9 protein-coding genes, 1 tRNA gene and 2 rRNA genes are annotated in these 17,936 nt (G+C 57.3%); 4 read left to right on the forward strand and 8 right to left on the reverse strand.

Annotation, left to right across the window (positions count from 1 at the left end):
- Nucleotide 1 precedes the first annotated feature (1 nt).
- The gene (locus tag ACR652_RS02525) at nt 2–1,060 is read left to right on the forward strand and encodes an RAMP superfamily CRISPR-associated protein (RefSeq protein ID WP_434504951.1); all 1,059 of its coding nucleotides are present in this window, start codon (nt 2–4) and stop codon (nt 1,058–1,060) included.
- Nucleotides 1,061–1,073: 13 nt separating this feature from the next.
- Nucleotides 1,074–1,808 carry a hypothetical protein gene (locus tag ACR652_RS02530; RefSeq protein ID WP_434504952.1) on the forward strand — a complete coding sequence of 245 codons (735 nt, stop codon included), beginning with the start codon at nt 1,074–1,076 and terminating at the stop codon, nt 1,806–1,808.
- A 423-nt stretch (nt 1,809–2,231) separates the two neighbouring features.
- On the opposite strand, the gene ACR652_RS02535 is transcribed toward ACR652_RS02530, so the two are convergent.
- The 4 genes from ACR652_RS02535 to ACR652_RS02550 all read right to left on the reverse strand — a co-directional run bounded on the left by ACR652_RS02535 (nt 2,232) and on the right by ACR652_RS02550 (nt 9,824).
- Nucleotides 2,232–3,764 (reverse strand): efflux transporter outer membrane subunit, encoded by a 1,533-nt coding sequence (locus tag ACR652_RS02535; protein ID WP_434504953.1) that lies wholly within the window; start codon nt 3,762–3,764, stop codon nt 2,232–2,234.
- On the reverse strand, nt 3,761–4,993 hold the full coding sequence (locus ACR652_RS02540) for an efflux RND transporter periplasmic adaptor subunit (RefSeq protein ID WP_434504954.1): 1,233 nt from the start codon (nt 4,991–4,993) through the stop codon (nt 3,761–3,763). Before ACR652_RS02540 ends, ACR652_RS02535 begins: the two co-directional genes overlap by 4 nt.
- On the reverse strand, nt 4,983–8,132 hold the full coding sequence (locus ACR652_RS02545; RefSeq protein WP_434504955.1) for an efflux RND transporter permease subunit: 3,150 nt from the start codon (nt 8,130–8,132) through the stop codon (nt 4,983–4,985). Before ACR652_RS02545 ends, ACR652_RS02540 begins: the two co-directional genes overlap by 11 nt.
- Before the next feature lie 585 nt (nt 8,133–8,717).
- Nucleotides 8,718–9,824 carry an efflux RND transporter periplasmic adaptor subunit gene (locus tag ACR652_RS02550; RefSeq protein ID WP_434504956.1) on the reverse strand — a complete coding sequence of 369 codons (1,107 nt, stop codon included), beginning with the start codon at nt 9,822–9,824 and terminating at the stop codon, nt 8,718–8,720.
- 631 nt (nt 9,825–10,455) lie between these two features.
- Here ACR652_RS02550 and ACR652_RS02555 point away from each other — a divergent pair.
- Nucleotides 10,456–11,187 (forward strand): response regulator transcription factor, encoded by a 732-nt coding sequence (locus ACR652_RS02555; RefSeq protein WP_434504957.1) that lies wholly within the window; start codon nt 10,456–10,458, stop codon nt 11,185–11,187.
- Entirely contained in the window at nt 11,180–12,526 is a 1,347-nt protein-coding gene (locus ACR652_RS02560; protein WP_434504958.1) for a sensor histidine kinase, read from the forward strand. Before ACR652_RS02555 ends, ACR652_RS02560 begins: the two co-directional genes overlap by 8 nt.
- Nucleotides 12,527–12,634: 108 nt before the next feature.
- Here the strand turns inward: ACR652_RS02560 and ACR652_RS02565 are convergent, their stop codons facing one another.
- From ACR652_RS02565 to ACR652_RS02580, 4 genes are all read right to left on the reverse strand, one after another.
- Nucleotides 12,635–14,278 carry a hypothetical protein gene (locus ACR652_RS02565; RefSeq protein WP_434504959.1) on the reverse strand — a complete coding sequence of 548 codons (1,644 nt, stop codon included), beginning with the start codon at nt 14,276–14,278 and terminating at the stop codon, nt 12,635–12,637.
- A 2,882-nt stretch (nt 14,279–17,160) separates the two neighbouring features.
- Nucleotides 17,161–17,237, reverse strand: a tRNA-Met gene (locus ACR652_RS02570).
- Between the two features lie 83 nt (nt 17,238–17,320).
- Nucleotides 17,321–17,436, reverse strand: a 5S ribosomal RNA gene (gene rrf / locus ACR652_RS02575).
- 167 nt (nt 17,437–17,603) lie between these two features.
- Nucleotides 17,604–17,936 (reverse strand): 23S ribosomal RNA (locus ACR652_RS02580); the annotation flags it as partial.

A 17,936-nucleotide genomic window follows, 5' to 3' on the forward strand; every position in this document is an offset into this window, starting at 1 on the left:
AATGCCGACGATCCGTTTCCTTGGAACGATCGAAGCAAAGACGCCCATCCTGATCACACGAATCCGACAGGGCGACAGGCCGCTGACAATGGTTGTCATGAACGATGGCTGTCCGGTTCGCGTTCCTGTCATACCCGGCGAAACGCTGAAGGGATTGCTTCGGTCTCTGGCGTTCAAACGTCTGACAGACGCAAGACGACGCGCAGATCCGGCGTTCACCATGTCGCTTGAGGAGATATATGAACAAGCCAAAGGCGGCGTCGCCTTTGTCAGCGGCTGCAACGACCTGAGCTTCGACGACAGGAGACGGAGCAGCAGCCCGATCGTGTCCCTTTTCGGAGCGGCCTCACCGACGCCGATCAGAGGGCGCATGATCATAGAGCCCGCGATCGGGCAAGTGTGTCCACAGGGCGCGTTCGATTGGAGCATGGATCTGCCGGACGGGGTCCGCCGGGATCCTCTATTGGCGGACGACACGCTCATTCATCTTCTTGCGACGGGCGAGCGGGAAAAATGGCGCCGCCAGACGATGCTCATCCGGCACGGCGCAAAAAAGAAGAAGGATCTGGACGATGCGCAGAAGGCGGTGAAGCGGGCCAGACGGGCGCAAAGCCCCGACTATGAGATGCTTGAGACGAAGGCAGCCCAGGTCGCCGCGGAAATTGAGCAGTTCAGGCAGGGTGACGATTATACGCTCGCTGTGCAAAGACCCCTTCCCTCAAAACCGGCAACGCCTGCTGGCGTGATCTTCGACCACAGAATAGAGATTCAAAACGCCTCGCTGCTCGAAATCGGGCTTTTCCTGGATACGTTGCGCTCCTGGAGTCTGGATCTGCGCATCGGGGGCGGCCGCACATCTGGTTATGGAAGGATCGAGCTGAACTATTCCGTCCAGATTCAGGCGCCTGACGGCAGGGATTGGCAGCCCCAGTGGCGGACGATCGGCTCGCTCCGCCTCGATGACACAGGGATGCATCTGGACGCTGCGGACCCGGTGCTCGCGGAAGCTTCGGCGGTTTGGACAAATGCCGGAGCGACGGAAGAATTGGATTCACAATAGGGAGCACGAAGACATGAGCGGTTTTGCAGTGCGCCTTGCGATCGACACGCCTGTCGTGCTCAACAATCTCCTGCATTTCGACGGGCTCCTCGGGCGCCTGCTGGCTTTGCGCGGCGACGATCCTGCGCATATTCCGCTGAGGCGCGTCGATCGCGTTTATTGCGGGTCCGTCGCACTGCTTGAAACCGGACCATTTGGTCCTGTTGAATATCAAAGGAGCCGAATCAAACGCCTGCGTGGCGAAGATAATTGCATAGCTGAGGCGAACAGCTGGCGGGCGGCGGCGATGGATGCAATGAGTTCATTTCGCCCGAGATTGTCGATTCACAGGCTGTACGAGTCGGTGAGTGCGATCTGGTTCTGCGGTCAAGGCGACCATGCTCGTGTTGCTGACCTTCTTCACGGTTTGAGGTCCATTGGATCGATGGCGTCCTGCGGCTATGGGCGCGTTGTCCGATGGGAGATGATGAGCCTCGAAGATTCGGACGAGCATGGCTTGTTATTGCAAAACGGCCTTCCGGCGCGGGCTATTCCCGTGACGCTGTGGCGCCGGATGGACCTGCCCGAGCATCCCCGCGCCGTTATTGCGCAACAAGCTTGTACCCCGCCCTACTGGAGAGGTGATCAGGAAATCTGCATTGCGCCCCTTCTCGTCGACCTCACAGGAACGCGCGCCGAGATCGGCGGATTGATCGGTCTGGGGGGAACAAGGGATATGCCCAAGGCGTGGACGAGCGCGTGCGCTTGATCCGAGGTTAGCTGCTGGCGCGGCCGGGCGGCTGGGGGGCGCCTTCAGCGCAACCCTCACTTTGATGCGTCGCCGGCCAGAAGCTTCGATTTCCCGGCTCGGCGGAGGGGATGGGCGCCACCCGCAGGCAATGGCCGGATTGCCTCCACCAATCGGAGAACTGGTCGAGTCGATCGACGGGAACCGAACCACGCGCCGAGCGCCGCCAGTAGACGCATTCTGCGCACTTCACCTGAGTTCGGACGCCAACAGATATTGCGCGCCATTCGCCGCATACGTCGTCGCGAAGTGTCCGCGGCCAATGCGCGATCTCGTCCGGTTGATTGCATGGCCTGGGCGCGCGACGCCGGCAGCTCCCTCCCGCCCGATCCATGCTCTGCCAAAACGCGCACTCCTCGCAGGTGGCGTCCGGATTGAACTGATTCATTTTCTGTCCCCATCGCCGCTCGCCGCCTGAATGGAAAGTTCTGGCGGCAATTCGACTCCCTCCAGGTCACGTCCCAGCCACCCGCCGCCCAACGCCAACATCAAGGCGACATACGCCTGTAGCCGTCGCGCCTTCAATGCGACGAGAGAGTCCTGCGCGTCGAGCGCCGCGGTCTGCGCAGTGATTACATCCAGGTAGCTGTTTGCGCCCTCCTTGTAGAGCGTGAGCGATGCATCGAGGGCTTTTTGCGCCGACGTCGCCGCGGTGCTCATGCTCTGAAGCTCTTTGGATAACCAGCGCAATTCAGCGAGGCTGTCCTCAACTTCCTGGATGGCTCGGAGCACTGCGCGCCGGTACTCGGCGACAGTTTGCAGATATGCCGCTTCGGCCCCCTGCAGATCTGCCGCACGCGCGCCGCCATCAAATATCGGGAGCGTGATCGCTGGGCCGAGCGACCAGAAACTGTTCCTGAAATTGAGGAGGCTCAATCCGGTATCCTGGATGCCGCCAGAAAGGTTGATCGTCAGGCGAGGAAAAAAGGCCGCTCGCGCGACCCCAATCGTCTGATTGGCCGCGGCGACTCGCCGCTCGGCAGCGGCGACGTCGGGCCGCCTCTCGAGGAGTGACAGCGGCACGGTCGGCGGAGGCGGTGGGGGAGCCATCGAAAGTTGAGCCGGCCTTATTGAAAAGGACGATGCTGGTTTGCCGACCAGCGTTGCGATCGCGTGTTCATACATCGCGCGACGCGCCATCAAATCCGCCAGCCGTGACCGGGCCACCTCAAGTTGCGCCTCTGCCCGGAACACGTCGGGAGGCGCCCCGATATTCCCTTTGACGAGCGTCCTGGTCATTTCCAGACTGACGCGAAAGCTCTCCACGACGCGGTTGAACAGCGCAATCTCATTATCGAGACCTCGAAGCGCGATATAGGTGCGCGCAAGTTCCGCCTGAAGACTCAGGCGAATCGATTCCAGATCAGCGACGCTTGCCTCGAATTGCGCCTCCCGGGCCGCGACCGCGTTCCTGACCCGCCCCCACAGGTCGACCTCATAACTTGATTGAAGGCTCAGGATGTTATTGCCGTAATGATCCGGCTGATTGAATGGTCGATTGTCGAGATGGGCCTGCTCGTACCCTTGTTGGGAAGGCACTCTGTTCGATGTGCGCAGGGGACGGTGCGCGGACTGCTTGTTCGCCGAATAACTGTTGTTGAGATCGATCGTCGGAAACAGCCCGGATTCCGCTCTGGCGACATACGACCGCGCCTGTTCGAGCACAGCGACATTTACAGCGAGCGTCTGATTGTTGACGTCGATCTCAGGCTCCAACTCGTCGAGCGTCTTATCCTTCAGGCTGTTCCACCATGGGCCTCGCGCTTCATCATCGCGCGGACGAGCGACCGCCCAGGACTTGTCTTCCTTGAACTTGACAGGCACCTCCACCGCGGGAGGCACGTAATCCGGAGCCAGATTACACGCGCCAAGGCTAGAGGACAGGACCAGCGCGAGCCCCGGCTTTGGGGCTCTCATTCCTTGCCATCTCCATGACGCGGCTGCCCGGCGGGGCGATGGGAGCTTCCCTCTGACGGAACAATAACCGCCTCGCCCTCCTGTAATGTCTCTGGTGGAAAGTTGACGATCCGATCGGAGAGACGAACACCCGCGGAGACTTCGACTTCGGAACCAAGATCGCGATCGATTGCCAGTTTTCGAAAGGACACCTTCTGGTCCGGGCCTACAACGGCGATCTGAATCTGATTGGCACGGAACATCAGAGCGGTCGCTGGAATTCTGATAACGTTCGGGCTTTTCGGAATTTCAAAGCGCACCTCAGCAAAGGAACCTGGCAAAAGCGCGCCGCTGTCATTATTGGCCAGCAACTGGACGAGCAGGGTTCTCGAATTCGCTTCTATGGCGTCCGACGTCGCAATAACCTTCGCATCGAATGTCCGCCCCGGATATTGCGGCAAGCTGAGCGTCGCTTTCATCCCTTGCCGTATCTGCGGCGCAAGAGATTGCGGAACACGCACGTAAACGCGCAACTGGTGGATATCCGCGACATCAAACATCTCCACTGGGTTCGACGGGCCGACGAGCACACCAACGTCGATCCTCCGGGCTGTCACGACGCCAGCGAAAGGCGCGGTAACCTCGGTGAAGCCCTTGAGCGCTTGAAGCCTGTTGAGATTTCCTCGCGCCACTGCGACCTCTGCATCCTTCGCGTTGGCTTCCCCGCTCTTCTCATCGACACTCTGCTGCGACACGACGGTAGACGAGCGTAGTGCGGTCCACCGCTTGGATGTCAATCGGGCAAGCTGCGCATGAGCCTCTGCCTTTTCCAGTTGGCCCTTGGCTTCCTGATATTGCTGATCCAACTCCGGGGCGTCGATCGTGGCCAAGGTCTCGCCAGCTTTCACCCGCGCGCCGATGTCATGCTTCCATTCCCTTATATAGCCATTCACGCGGGCTCGAATTTGCGCCTCATTGAGGGCTTTGATCTCACCGGGCAATGTCAAACCGGCGTCTCCGCTTCCTGCCCTGAGCGTCGCCAACTCAACCGAAGTCGTTGATTGAGCGTCGGTCCATTGGACAAGCCGCTCATGTTCCAGCCGCCGGCTGATGATTCCAAAGGCCGCCAAACCAGCGGCCACTGTTGCCGCGAAAACAAATCGGGAGATATTACCCGGTCCAGCCCTCGGTGGACCGGACGCCAACCCTTCGCCTCCGCCCGGCGCTGTCGGGTCATCCTCAATTTTCATTGCGCAAAGCCGCCGAGCCTGGTGAGTGAACCAAACTGAAGATTACGGGCACGAGAAACAGGGTGGCAATCGTCGAGCAAACCAGACCGCCTATCACCGCACGCCCGAGCGGCGCATTCTGCTCGGCGCTCAAGGCCATAGGGGCCATCCCGATAATCATTGCAAGAGAGGTCATCAAGACCGGTCGGAAACGGGTGAAACCTGCTTCGACAGCGGAAAAGACAGAATCACGCCCCTCTGCGAGGCTCGTACGCGCGAAGCTGACGACCAGAATACTGTTCGCGGTCGCAACACCCATGCACATGATCGCCCCGGTCAATGCCGGAACGGAGAGCGTGGTGTAGCTGAGAAAAAGCATCCATACAATTCCCGCCAGAGCGGTCGGCAAGGCGCAAACGATCACGAATGCGTCGAGCCAGGATTGGAAATTCACGACGATGAGCAAATAAATCAGGACGATAGCAAACGCTAGGCCGATATAGAGCTGCCCATAGGCTGCGTTCATCGTCTGAACCTGCCCGCGCAAGACAACTGTCGAACCGGGAGGCGCCTGCTTTGCAGTGTCCTGAAGAATTTTCTGTATATCGCCAGAAACATCGCCCAGATCGCGACCGTGAACGCTGGCATAGATGTCGATGGACGGCTGGACATTGTAGTGGGAGACAACCGCATCGCTTTGGCTGCGACCAATCTGCGCAATGCCTGCCAGAATCTGCGACCCCTTAGGCGAGGAAATCGGAAGGGACTGCAGCGCACCCAAGCTGTCGAGCCAATTTTGAGGGGTCTGGGCGACAATGGGATAGGACACTCCATTGTCAGGGTTGAGCCAGAAGGTTGGCGACGTCTGGATGCTTCCAGCCAAATTGATTTGCAAATTTGTCGCCACATCCTTCTCGGTCAACCCGACCAGGGATGCGATCGAACGATCGACATTGACGTCCAGGGTAGGTGCGTTGAACGCCTGCTGAATTCGTGCATCCGCCACGCCCGGAACTTTGATCAGCTTTTTCAACAATTCGTCAGCGTAGACGCGGTTTGCAGCGATCTTGTTGCCGCTGATCTGGATATCCACCGGCGACGGCAAGCCGAAGTTCAGGATCTGGGTCACGATATCCGCAGGCAGAAATGCGAATGAAACGCTCGGAAAGAGTCTCGGCAATCTTTCGCGGAGCAATTTGGTCAAGCGCTCGGCGCTTTTCTCCTCGCCTTCCTTCAAGGTCAACAGGATATCCGCGTCGCTGACGCCGATCGTGCCTGAGTTTCCATATGCGAGATTGATGCCGCTGATCGGAAGCCCGATGTTGTCGACAACCGATTCAATGGAATCTGCAGGCGCCAGGTCTCGGATGGCTCCCTCGATCCTGTCGCACAATGCAGCCGTATCTTCAATTCTCGTTCCCGTTGGCGCGCGGATATGCAGCTTCAGCTGCCGCGCCTCGACAGGGGGAAAAAAATTCTGACCGAGGAAAGGCGCGAGCGCGAAGGAGAGAGCCAGGACGAGGAAAAACGACGCGGTGAACCGCCTGGGCGCATCCATCGCAGCAAGCAAAAGCTCCTTATACCGAGACCTCACGGCCTCGAAACGGCTCTCGAAAGCGCGCTGGAATTTGACAAGAACGTTTCCGGTCTGCTTCTGCCCGTCATCATGATGGTGAGCCGGCGCAACGAGCAAATAACGCGCAAGCGTCGAAACAAGCGTGCGCGACAGGATATAGGAGGCGATAAGCGCGAAGAGAACGGCCTCAGCCATGGGCCTGAACAAATATCCTGCAACACCACCCAGGCTGAACATTGGCAGGAACACAATGCAGATGCAGAGCAGGGAGACTGTCGCCGGAATTATGATCTGGCGCGCGCCATCCATGATCGCGTCCTCGATTTCCTTCCCCTGTTCCAGATGCCAGTTCATGTTTTCGATCGTAACCGTGGCGTCATCCACCAGGATGCCGACCGCAAGCGCCAGCCCGCCAAGCGTCATGACGTTGATTGTCTCGCCGATCAGCGAGAGCGCTGCGATTGACGCGAGAATGGCCAACGGAATCGAGGTGACGATAATCAGCGTCGATCGCCAGCTGCCGAGAAACAGCAGGATCATGAGGCCGGTCAGGCCGGCGGCAATGACGCCCTCGGAGACAACTGCAGATACGGCAGAGTTGACAAAGCCCGACTGGTCTCCGACAGCCGCCAGCTGGATTTCCGGCGGCAGCCCCTCTCGGATCTTCGGAAGCAGGGATTTCACGCCGTTGATGACGTCAAGTGTAGACGCCGAGCCGGATTTCTGGATGGTCATGAGCACTGCGGACCCACCGTCCACGCGCACGATGTTTGTTTGAGGAGGGCTGCCGTCGTGGACGTAGGCGACGTCCTTGACATAAATGATCGTTCCACCCGTCTCCTTGATGGGAAGATTGTTCAGTTCCGCAATTCTTCTGGGCGCATCGTTGAGCGAAATTATGTACTCGTATGATCCGATTTTTTGCGTGCCCACAGGAATAATCAAATTCTGGCGCGCGATCGCGTCCACAACATCCTGCGCCGAGAGCCCGAGAGCGCGCAAATTCTTCGGATCGACATCAACCTGAACCTGACGGACCTTCCCGCCATATGGTGAAGGGACAGCTGCGCCGGCGACCGTTGCGAGTTGAGGCCGAATGAAATTCTGTGCGTAGTCGAACAGCTGCGTCTCGGACAGCGATCTGCTTGATAGTGCGAGCTGAATCACCGGCACGCTCGAGGCGTTGAAGGTAAGCACATATGGCGGCGTAATTCCCGGAGGCAGGAATTTCAGTACCGTTTGCGAAGCTGCGGTTATCTGCGCCAGCGCCGTCTCTATCTTCACTGTCGGCTGGAAGTAGATCTTCACCACACCGTAGCCCGGCAAGGATTGGGATTCGATGTGCTCGATATCATTGACCTGAGCGCTGAGCGCGCGCTCATAGTAATAGATAATCCTCCCTGACATATCGACGGACGGGAGGCCATTATAGGTCCAAACAGCACTAACTACGGGAATGCCAATATTTGGAAAGATATCGGTTGGCGTGCCCCTCCAAGCTCTAGCTCCGAAGATAAGAATGAGCATCGCCAAAACAAGAAACGTGTAGGGGCGCTGGAGCGCGATCCGTACTATGGCAAGCATTCGAACTCCGGTCCCAGGACTCCTGCTGACACCACCGCCTCCTTATCTCCCGTCACTAACCTTGTCAATTTGGCCTGGAGACACGCCAAGGCTTCGCTGAACGAACCCCATCGATCTTCTCCCTGGGCGAGGCTGGTCGCCAGCATGGCTTCTGTCGAACCGGCGAAAAATTCAATTTTGGTCGACGATAAAGCACTCGAAGTCTCGGTCATCGCCATAGCGAACCGTGTTTGGCTCATAGTAGGCGCATGGATCACGATGGTCGCATTGACCTGCGTAATGGGGGTGACTGTGGCACGGTGGACCGACCCTGCGTATCGCCCGTCCATATGCAGACTGCGCAGAAGCTGTGGCCAACAACGCCAAGGTCAACGCCGCGCCTGTAGAAAGCGACAGCAGATCCTTCCTGAAGTTCCAGAATTTTCGCGCGCCGCAGACACGGCAGATTCTTTGTGGCCAGTTTCGCATGGTGACTCTCTCTGCATTCACTCTTGCGAAATAGCGCTTGCAGGATGGCGTTCCTATTAAAAGGTTTTTTAGGCGACCTTCCGGCGCCTGAGGAAACACCTTTGGGCGGTCGGTCCATCAGCTCGGTCGCTGCCCGCCAGCTGTTCGCTCAGCCTGCTTGACAATCGAGCCCTCCTGCAGGAATCGGCTGGGAAAATTGACGATGCGATCGGAGACACGAACGCCTGCGGCGACTTCAACTTCGGAGCCGAGATCGCGATCGACTATCAACCTTCGGAAGGACACCCTCTGGTCCGGACCTACGATGGCGATCTGCAATTGATTGTCGCGAAACATCAAGGCAGTTGCTGGAATTCGGACTATGTTCGGCTTTTTGAGACGTTCAAACCGCACCTCCGCGAACGAGCCTGGCAAAAGCTTGCCGCTGTCATTGTTCGCCAGCAATTGCACGAGCAGAGTTCTGGAATTGGCCTCTATGGCGTCCGAAGTCGCAACAACCTTCGCGTCGAAGCTTTGCCCCGGATATTGCGGCAAGCTGAGCGTCGCCTTCATTCCCTGCCGAATCTGAGGCGCAAGAGATTGTGGAACTCGCACGTAAACGCGGAGCTGGTGAATATCGGCGATTTCAAACATCTCCACCGGGTTTGACGGGCCTACGAGCACACCAACGTCGACCCTCCGCGCTGTCACGACGCCAGCGAAGGGCGCAGCAACCTCTGTGAATCCCATAAGCGCACGGATTCTTCGGAGATTGGCTTCCGCAGATACGACATCAGCTTGCTTGGCCTCTCGGTCTCCACCCTTTTCGTCTGCACTCTGCTGCGAGACGACGGCGGACGCGCGCAATGCGGCCCAACGATTGGATGTCAATCGGGCGAGCTTGGCGTGCGCCTCAGCTGTCTCGAGTTGGCCCTTGGCTTCCTGATACTGCTGATCCAACTCCGGCGCGTCGATGCTAGCCAGGGTCTCGCCCGCTTTCACATGCGCGCCGATGTCATATTTCCAGGCCTTTATATAGCCATTAACGCGAGCCCGGATTTGCGCCTCATTGAACGCCTTCATCTCGCCTGGCAAAGTCAGGGCGTCTTCCGTGCTCCCGACCCTTAGAGTCGCAAATTCAATGGCTCCCGATTCCCTCGCCCCGTTGGATCGCGCCGGATGGTCGAGTTTCCCTGCGGACTCCACAATGGCGGCAGCCAAGCAGATGACAATGCAGGTCGTCAAATAGCTTCGCTTGAGTGATATCCTCGACGGAGGTAGCGCCTTTCGTCGTGCATCCGGTGCAATCTGATGACTTGTCATCCGTTCCCATCGAGTGGAAGTGGCTGCGCATCCAAGAAGCGACCCTGGATCTGGGCTCGAGCGTTGCTCGAATTGGGGCGCGAGCAGGCCCCTGGATTACAGACTGGGTATCCGAAACTGAGCGCCGGCGTTAATAAAAATGTTTTTATCTTCGCTCAGGCGCACATCCCCCAGGCTGCTTGCCCTTGCATCAGATTGGCGCACCGACGCCCGTGGGGCTGCCTCTCACACAGGCGAGGCTGCGTCGAAGCGACGCTCGCGCCATACTGGCAACTTTGCAATCGATCCCTAAATGCTGAGCTATAAACTCGACTGACTCACGGCAGCTTGATCAGATGAAGTCGAACCGATATAGGCATAGGGGTCGCCCTGAAGGGTGAAGCTGAACAATGGACGGGTCAATTCGGGGTCTACTCGATACGAGCGCGCCTTTGAGCGCGGAGGATGCGATCCTGTTGTCCGACATCTGGGAGATGTCACGAGTTCGCAGCATCCCAGAAATGCTTGCCGATTGCTTTGTCGCAGCTCGGCTGCATGCAAACAAAATGATCCCATGATCATGACCAGCATTATTCCTTCCAAAAACGAACACCTCCACCGTCACCCGAAATCCGACGTTCTCTTGATCGACGATGACAGGGAGCTTGCGAGCGTCGTTGTCAAAGAGCTTGAGAAACGAAGCTATATCGTCTCTTGCGCTCATGATAGTGACAACGCAATCGCCCGCATGGCTGAGCAGAGCTTTGATATCCTAATTCTTGACAGAATACTGCACGGCGCCGAGGGCATTAGCTTGATCGACGTATTCCGGCTTCACAATCCCTCAAGCCCGATCCTTGTGATAAGCGCGCTCGATCATGTGGATGAGCGTATCTTCGGGCTCCAATCGGGCGCCGATGACTATCTCATCAAGCCATTCAGTTATGCCGAGCTGGGAGCGAGGGTTGACGCGTTGCTCCGCCGTTCGACCCTAAACCCGCTTACAAAACTGCAGGTTGGCTCACTCACTCTTGATTTGCTGAGCCGCGTTGCAATGCTCCGCGACCAGGAAATCGAACTGTCCGCGCGCGAATTCCAGCTACTCGAGTACTTCATGGCCCGCCCGGGGCAGTTGATCACGAAGCAGATGCTTCTTCAAAACGTGTGGAAGTATCGCTTCCCGGTTGAAACCAATGTCGTGGATGTGCACCTGAGCAAGCTCAGGCAGAAAATTGAAAGAAAGGACGGCCCCTGCTTCATTCGGAACATAAGGGCGCAAGGGTACGTATTCGGGCCAGATGTTTAAACTATCTTGGCCGACATTCAGGCGAGCCGCGTTTGCGGCTGCAGCTTACGTTTCTGCAAGTGTGGTTACCTTTGCTCTTATGCATTGGAAGATCTCCTCTGAGGAGCTTGAGCGCTTTGAGTCGCTGTTGGAGCTTCAGGGCTCTGCCTTGTCGATGCATTTCTCCGGACAGACCCAGCCAAATCTGAACGACAAATCTTTCAATAAGAGCTATCGCTTAACCAGATCTGGCTTGTTCGAGTCGGACGGGGCCCATCTGGAGGGAAATCTGCTCAAGATTCCCGGTGGCCTGCCATTCGACGGGAAAGCTCAACTGCTCAATCGGGCAAGTCGCTCCAATGGCGATGAGAGCCAGATGATCTACGTTGGTATTCGCCTTCCGGACCAACGCATTCTGGTGATTGGCCGCGACACGCCTGAGGTTGTCGATCTCGATAAGACGGTAAAGGGCGCTTTGATCGAGGGTGTGATCCCCATATCGCTGGTCTTCATTGGAATTGGCGCGATCGTCAGCCGCCAAATCAAAACCCGATTGAAGGATGCGCAGACATGCCTCGATGACATCAAATCAGGACATCTCAAGAGGCGCTTGCCGCTCAGCGACGCTAATGATGAACTGGACAGTCTTTCCGTGTCTGTAAACGAAATGCTCGAGGAGCTGGAACGTGCGATAAAGGAGTTGCATCACGTGGGAGATAACATAGCTCATGATCTTCGCACCCCTCTTTGTCGCGTGCGGAGCCACCTTGAGCTCGCTCAGAACTCCGTGGAGCTTCCCGCTGATCTGCATGACACAATAAATCTCGCTGTCGGCGGCGTAGACCAGATGCTTGCAACAACAACAGCAATGCTTCGCGCCGCACGGATCGAAGCAGGGAGGAGTCGCGCATATTTCCGTAAAGTCAACCTTCAGGAAGTTCTCTCGGAGCTACTCGATCTCTACGAGCCCCTCGCCGAAAGCAAGGGGCTAAAGTTGAGTCTGGTTGCTGCCGCGCCGGCGTACGTGGATGGAGACAAGGAGCTTCTGATGGAAGCGGTTTCGAATCTCATTGACAATGCAATCAAGTTCACGCCTGCCCCCGGCCTGATCGATATGACCCTATGCAATCGCTTGGGGTCCCCTGTAATAAGCATTCGGGATTCAGGGCCGGGAATACCCTATGACCGCCGGGCGAACGTGTTCGAACGATTCTACCGCGATCCTGGGCGCAGCAATACGCCCGGAACGGGGCTTGGGCTCGCCTTGGTTGCGTCTATCGGAAGGCTGCATCGCTTCGAAATCCTGATAAGGGACGCCTCTCCGGGCTGCATATTCGAATTGGTCTTCAACAAAGCTTGATATTTAGTTGGGTGGCCGCGCGATTGGGATTCCAGGAAAAGGAAGGAAGGCTTTCGATCAAAGCCGAAAGCTCTCCATCATTCACCAGCGGTGCGCTTGAGCGTGTTTTTACTTCGTAGGAGCCAGGACGCCAGATGGTCCGTCAAACGGATAGTAACGAAGGCTCGTGTACACCATGTTTTCCGTCCCTCTCGGTGTCCCACCCCACCCGGCGAAAGCATCCCTTACGGTATATGAATACTGTGCGCCTGCTCTGATCTTTCCAAAGGCGCCCTGCGCGACCGTATGCCAAATGCCCCCGGTGAGCTGGCGCAGTGATTTGGTCTGCCCCGAACATGGGAAGACAGCGGCAGTGGTGGCAACACCGTTGATAGCAGCGTCATTCTCAAAGCCGCAACCGAGGTTGTTGTAATATTGGTTCCCATACCCGCCGACATAAAGGGTGTTTCCAACCGCATTCCATTGCGGGTTCTTGCCAGCGAACTCACCGCCCGCGAAGGCGTAAAGGTCGGTCTGAGGCGTTGCGTGGAGCGTCAGGCCTGCCATAGCAATGCGTTCGTTTATGAGCTGGGGAGCTCCACTAAGCTGAAAGGTCGCGTCGGGGAGGCCCCCGGCGCCATAGTTTCCAATTCCATTTCCGATCATGCCCGACGCCTGGAAATCTAGAAGCTTTGGAATGACCTGAACAACAATGCCGCCGCCGCCAGCGCCACCCCATTGGTTATGGTTGCCCCAATAGGCCCGATCTGTAACGTCACGCAGAAGACCGAAGCCCTCAATATGGATTTTGTGGTCTGCCAGCGATCCGTCCCACGCGAGCTTAGCGATCATATCCGGCATGCGAGTGAACGAATACGGATTGGCGGGGTTGAATAGCCCCCCTCCGGCAGGCGTCGCCAAAAGTATGGGAGTGGCATAGACCGGCAACGCCGTCGTACCAACGAATGGCGCTCCCGGCATGGCATATGTCGTCGCACTGCTTTCCAGTGACAGGGCGGCCCAAAACTCTTTGTTGAAATCCTTCGTGATGCGTATCCCTGGCTGCCGGGCCCAGTTATAGCCAGGCATATACTGGTGATCGATGACTGGCGGCTGAAGCGATGTGTCAGGACGAATTCCAACGGAATTCATCGTGATCATGGACCACATCTGCCCCGCGGCAACGTGGAGACCGTATTCATCAAAATCGACATTTCCGTATGCCTGGCGCAGCCGGAGGTTGTAGGAGTTGCTCGTATTTGAATTTGCAGTCTGAGACGCGCCCAGGAAATCCACTTCCCCATAGGCCATGAGATGCGTCTGCTTGTCGATATCGGCTTTGATCATCAACGCGGGGCGTGATGATCGAGCCGTTGCACGCCATTCAGAGGTGTGGCCCGCAGCCTGGAATCCCAACGGTATATTCTGGAATGGGGTGTTGACGTCGGCGCCCATCCAGTGGTCGCGATAGACCGTCTCCATCGCAAAGAATCCGGCCGGCGTGATCTCAAGCCCTTTGAAGTAGAGGTGATCTGGCCCCGGAAGGCCAGCTGCAGCGGAGGGCGCCAATTCGGGCCTGGCAGCATTGTTGTGCACTTTTTGGGTCTTTGCAGTTCGCTCCTGTTCGTTCACCTTGGCCTCAAGCTGTTTGAGCCGAGCTTTAAGAAGCCGAATCTCTTCAGCCGTGCTGTCGGCGTATGCGAGCGTGGGCAATAATAAGGCGAGCAGGCAAACGCTCGTCTTTATTCCGTTTCGGCGTGTGGTGATGTTCATCGCTACCCCTTGGGAGATGCAGCCAGAGCGAAGGCGCGTCGAGACAGCGATATCGAACAGACAGAAGTGGAGACACTAAATTTCATTTTAGTATCGATGAATAGATGCATCGTAACAACCAACATGTTTGCAACAGTCTGGATTCTACAAGGTTATTCCGTTGACTGAGCCTCTTGTATGGAATGATGGTTGTCATGGATGTGTCGCAATCCAGAATAGCGATTCAGTTGTGCTTCTAGGCGCCTTGAAACGACGGGGCTCGTGTGTCGGCTTTCAATAGTTTTAGCCGTTCGAGCACGGGAATACGTAAGGACGTTTCTTCAGTCCAACACGCTCTTTCCCTTTTGAATCTACGGGCGGCGCCTCATTCCGTTTGACAACATGATAATAAATTAAAATTTAGAGTTTGATGTCGCTGAAGCAGCCCACCGTTGTCTTATCACTGTCGTCAAATGATAGATTGCAAATTCGTTGCCGGCTCCTGACATGTCGGGAGGCAGAAGAAGATAGCAAAGAGGCGAGCGACCGGTTTGGTATCGATGCCCGAGGCGGCTGTGGGTGTTTTGCGCGCCACCAAATGTCAGCTGAAGCCCGAGGCTATCTGCTGATGAGCGAGTTGCAAACAGACCGTGTGTCATCGACAAAGCTAAAAAACGTTTTACCTTCGGCTCTGGTTGCAGATCAGAGTCGTGGATTTAGCTGTTGAGAAGGGGTTTGGCGTGCAAGTGAAATTGAGGTGTCAAATGTTGTCAGTGAAGAAGCGCCCTGTCATCGCCTCAGCCTGTGTTGCTCTAATTGGGTCATGCTTTCCCTCGGTCGGCATTGCCGATACATGCCCTTGGGGTGGGGATAACTCACAATCGATCAAGTGCTTCGATTGCATGGTGCGAACTTGGACGCCGCATGGATGGAAGCTGGTCAACACGTGCAAGCGGCCACGAATTTCCTGGCGCATCTCATAGCTCGGGAGCGCACCACGTTTCTCGACCACCCGATCGCAGGTGTTCATGGCTGGCGGCCAGGACGTCGGGCTTCCTCAAGGGGGGAGTCATGAATCGGACGATGGCGTACAGTCGGTTGAGCTCGAGAATGTTGTGATGGACGTGCATTGAATGCGACTATCGAAGAGCTGCGCGCGGGGTAGAGGTAGAAGAATCGATATGAACATCCGCGTCGTTCTAGAGGCAATTTCAAATTAAACGAATTTTTAGTAGTGGCTTAGCTCGATCTCATCATAATCTTTTTTGTCTTCTTCGGAGAAGAGCAAGTCCCTCACTGCTCACTACACGTCTACCAAGTTGGGAGGTCGAAATGTCGATGATTTCGTACCGCGTAGCGGCAATATCAGTGCTTGCGGCAAGCGTCGGCGCCTTTCTGTTACCTACACAGACGGCGGCGCACACCACTCACCGGCACAGCGTGGCGCGTGCGCACAGTGCGCCAATGCCCGCGTTCGGATATGCTGCGCCCCCGGTGTTTTACCGGGCGCCGCCCCAAGCTTTCGCGCCTGCTTACAATGCAGGGGCAGATTGTGACGTGGCGAGAGACTGGAATTGCTGAGACGCGTGGATCTCGCATGGCATTGAAGGGCGCAGGAGATTGCAAGAGTCAACGTCGATGCGATTGACACTCATCTCCTGCGCACCACTTTTTAGCATTCAGCACCACTTTCTTTACCAAGGCCAATCGCAGGGAACTCGCGGCGGAGATCCCCGCCGAGTCGCTCACCATTTGCGCTGGCATCGGTGCGATGTCCGGCCGCGCCTCGGGGCAGACCCGAATGCCTTTCTCTTCGTCACACGCAAGGGCGCACACAAGCCAGAAGACGCTCTCGCAGCAGATCAACGAGATGATCGCGAGACACGTCGGCGTGACCACGACCCCGCACCAGTTAGGGGCATTTCCCGGCAGGCCTCTATCTGAACGCCAAGGAGGAGATTCGTCCGCACCTGATTGGCCGTCGCTCTCAGGATGGCTTCCGCTCGTCATATCGCGCGGGCGCGCTCACAGACGGTCGCCTATAAGACACCGTTCGCGCGCGCCTTATGGCGCGCCTCGGCATGGATATGAGCCTGCAAACGACTTCGGTAGGGGCGACGCAATCTGTCTCGCGATAGACGCCCCCGAGCGGATTGGCCTCATCCCGGCCCTCCTGCAGCACGACGTCGGCGAGAGGCGTTACTATCTAGCGAACGGTATCGACGCCAGCCATCGGTTTACCCGGCGGCGCGCCGCGACGAAGAGCAGGCGCAGGCCCCTGGGAGACGGACATGCTGCGGGTAGGCGTTGACGCGTCCGCGAAGGCTGGACGCTCGTCGTTCCCTTTTCTGACAGGAGACATCCGGTGCTTCGCCCGGGCTCTCAGGACCTGTCCAAAGGCGCGCGCAACGACGACTTCGACATTGTGCTCGCCGAGGCCCTCGATACGTGATTCCCGAACGGAAGCGGGCGAGTGAGCGCTTGGCGATCAATGAAGAGGAAGCAAGGGTCGAGAGCAGAGCGCGCGGCGCGACGCCCTCGCGCGCGAGTGAAAGGAGATGAATCGGCAGATCGAAAATCTCCTCCACGCGCTCGCATCGGGAAGCCTTCGCGGGCTTTCGCTACAGGGCCGGATAGGCGGCCTCGGAGCACGGTAGAGGGAGAGCTCTCCGCCGAACCTGTCGCGTCCCTAGCGGGAGAAGGTTGCGGCGCGTCATCCCCTGTTGAGCTATGAAGCCACCCGCACGGAAGCGCTGGAGATCATCCGCTCGCTGATCGACCGGATCGTCCTTTGGCCTGCTGAGAACGGCGGCTCGAACTGGCGGGAATTGGCGAACGTTGCGCGCCAGGACGACGACCCTGCCAAAATGGGCCTCGACGCGGCTTTGGGTCGTTCGATAAACTGGATGCGGGGGCAGGATTTGAACCTGCGACCTTCAGGTTATGAGCCTGACGAGCTACCGGGCTGCTCCACCCCGCGGCAGGGAGACGCTAAAAAGCGCCGCGATTTGGAGCGGCGCTTTTTTGGATTGGATCGGAAGAGGTTTGCGATGTGTTTGGCAGGCCTGGCGACGACCTACTCTCCCAGGTCTTGAGACATAGTACCATTGGCGCGGAAGCGTTTGACGGCCGAGTTCGGGATGGGATCGGGTCTGATCGCTTCGCCGAAGGCCACCAGGCCGGCGAAACACATTGAAGCAAGTGGTCTGTTCTATCTTTTGCGCTTGTCCGAAAGCGGTTTTGCACGTTTCGGGCGTCTGCGCAGCTTTTTCTTCGCATGTTCTTTTCCCAAAAACCGCTACGCATTTTTTGGGAACATGCGCGTGATGGGCGTTGATAAATGAGAGCGATCAAGTCGATCGAGCTATTAGTACCGGTCAGCTCCATGCGTTGCCGCACTTCCACACCCGGCCTATCAACGTGGTCGTCTTCCACGGCTCTCGAGGGAGAACTCGTTTTGAGGTGGGTTTCCCGCTTAGATGCATTCAGCGGTTATCCCGTCCATACATAGCTACCCTGCACTGCGGCTGGCGCCACAACAGGTCCACCAGAGGTATGTTCATCCCGGTCCTCTCGTACTAGGGACAAATCCTCTCAATTCTCCGACACCCACGGCAGATAGGGACCGAACTGTCTCACGACGTTCTGAACCCAGCTCACGTACCACTTTAATCGGCGA

Origin of the sequence: Methylocystis sp. (genome assembly GCF_051061225.1) — a bacterium.
Classification (GTDB): Bacteria; Pseudomonadota; Alphaproteobacteria; order Rhizobiales; family Beijerinckiaceae; genus Methylocystis.

Excerpts from the sequence above, each read along its gene's own strand:
- ACR652_RS02540 (WP_434504954.1), bottom strand. The coding sequence starts at position 4,993 with ATGAAAATTGAGGATGACCCGACAGCGCCGGGCGGAGGCGAAGGGTTG.
- ACR652_RS02555 (WP_434504957.1), top strand. The coding sequence starts at position 10,456 with ATGATCATGACCAGCATTATTCCTTCCAAAAACGAACACCTCCACCGT.
- ACR652_RS02560 (WP_434504958.1), top strand. The coding sequence starts at position 11,180 with ATGTTTAAACTATCTTGGCCGACATTCAGGCGAGCCGCGTTTGCGGCT.
- ACR652_RS02535 (WP_434504953.1), bottom strand. The coding sequence starts at position 3,764 with ATGAGAGCCCCAAAGCCGGGGCTCGCGCTGGTCCTGTCCTCTAGCCTT.
- ACR652_RS02545 (WP_434504955.1), bottom strand. The coding sequence starts at position 8,132 with ATGCTTGCCATAGTACGGATCGCGCTCCAGCGCCCCTACACGTTTCTT.
- ACR652_RS02525 (WP_434504951.1), top strand. The coding sequence starts at position 2 with ATGCCGACGATCCGTTTCCTTGGAACGATCGAAGCAAAGACGCCCATC.
- ACR652_RS02565 (WP_434504959.1), bottom strand. The coding sequence starts at position 14,278 with ATGAACATCACCACACGCCGAAACGGAATAAAGACGAGCGTTTGCCTG.
- ACR652_RS02530 (WP_434504952.1), top strand. The coding sequence starts at position 1,074 with ATGAGCGGTTTTGCAGTGCGCCTTGCGATCGACACGCCTGTCGTGCTC.